The 1,012-nt window shown below is 57.9% G+C and carries 2 protein-coding genes; both read right to left on the bottom strand.

All coding sequences use genetic code 11. The features are described 5' to 3' along the window. Positions 1-417: 417 nt before the first annotated feature. Positions 418-726 (bottom strand): GntR family transcriptional regulator, encoded by a 309-nt coding sequence (locus tag G6N73_RS35850; protein ID WP_165034571.1) that lies wholly within the window; start codon positions 724-726, stop codon positions 418-420. Between the two features lie 120 nt (positions 727-846). Continuing rightward, a partial coding sequence (locus G6N73_RS35845) for an ATP-binding protein (protein ID WP_246252838.1) occupies positions 847-1,012 on the bottom strand: 166 nt, incomplete at its 5' end.

Genomic DNA, 1,012 nt, shown 5'->3' with positions numbered 1-1,012 from the left:
CAAAGAAGACTGAATCAGCACTTCAAGGCTGCTTCAACCCGGACTTTTTCAACACAATCGGTCTGTCGCGAATCTTGGTATTTGCACGACCTACCACGGGCCTATTGCGGCTTGGAGTCAGCACCGATGCCGCTCGCGTCAAACTGCAGGCGACGGCCCAAAGCTAAGCCAGGCGCTCTACAATGGTTTTACCGTCGATGGCGTCCTCTCCGCCCCACCGGAGCCCAGTGTGTGGCGGTCTATGACCGTGCCGTTGGAGACAAGCTCAAGGCTGGCCAGGTCCACGCTTTGGAACGACAGCGGCACTCACACCGGCGCTGAAGCAGCTGAACGTCAGGGTGATAAGCGATGACCTAAGCTGAGGGTCAGTCTCGCATCTCACGCCCCACCGCGTATCAAAACCCCGGTGTTGTGCGATTAATTAGCCGATCCTGGTCGGTTCCCAGCCAGGTGCGAATTGATGCTGCCGACTCCGTCCTTTCTGGAGGGGCGGGAGAGCGCGTCGAGGATGGCGATGTGTTCGCCGCAGGCACGTTGGATGCGCGCCTCGCTCAGCTCATCGAAATCGGCGTACTCGGTCATCCGCCTCAGATTGTTCTGCTGGCGGATGGCCTGCAGCAGGAAGCGATTAGCCGTCGGACTGGTTAAAATGACGATAGAGGCGCAACCGCTACCTGCCAATGTCCGCTTTCGGGGAATGGCGACGCCCGTGCCTATGACCGACATCGTCCGTATTCTGTTGAAAAACCCGCCCTTGCGATGAAGGTGGAGTCCTGATTCAGTCGTCCCGTTGTTGATTTCCGCTGAGAACTGACCCGGCATTTCCGCCGAGAACTGACCCGCCTCTCATGTATCTTTCGGGTCTGGTGCGACGGTCAAGTTCCTGTTTTTCTCCTTCCTGGTTTTGGCCTCTTGAGCCGAGCTGTTTTTGAATCGGAAGCTGTCGTTTCCGGTCTCGAGGATGTGGCAGTGGTGGGTCAGGCGGTCGAGCAAAGCGGTCGTCATCTTGGCA

The sequence above is a fragment of the Allomesorhizobium camelthorni genome (assembly GCF_011045125.1).
GTDB lineage: Bacteria > Pseudomonadota > Alphaproteobacteria > Rhizobiales > Rhizobiaceae > Allomesorhizobium > Allomesorhizobium camelthorni.
Note: the sequence above shows the minus strand (reverse complement) of the source record. Positions and strands in the feature narration are given on the sequence as shown.

Coding starts and splice junctions, on each gene's coding strand:
- G6N73_RS35850 (WP_165034571.1), bottom strand. CDS start 726: ATGTCGGTCATAGGCACGGGCGTCGCCATTCCCCGAAAGCGGACATTG.